This window comes from Ligilactobacillus equi DSM 15833 = JCM 10991 (genome assembly GCF_001435735.1).
GTDB lineage: Bacteria > Bacillota > Bacilli > Lactobacillales > Lactobacillaceae > Ligilactobacillus > Ligilactobacillus equi.
In genome coordinates, this window is sequence record NZ_AZFH01000137.1 from 1 (window position 1) to 272 (window position 272).

The window sequence follows — 272 nt, forward strand, 5'->3', positions numbered from 1 at the left end:
GATGAACATTTTCTGCCTGAAAGAAAAAGATTCCAAAGAGAGATGTATCATGATTTACGGGCAAAAAGTAATCTTAATTCTTTAATGGTTCAATCTGTGTTTAGAACGGTAAATGCTAGATATAAAACTGTTCAAACACAATTAAAACAACGACCATTTAAGTATAAAACCGATGAAATTGACGCTAAAACTGGCAAAAACGTTTGGAAGTATATCCCTCGTGATTTGGAATGGTTACGAAAACCGATTAAGTTTTCTAGACCGCAAGCTGA

1 pseudogene is annotated in these 272 nt (G+C 33.8%); it reads left to right on the plus strand.

Features of this window, described 5'->3' with window-relative positions:
- Positions 1-272 (plus strand): annotated as a pseudogene (locus tag FC36_RS12505) (RNA-guided endonuclease TnpB family protein); the annotation flags it as partial.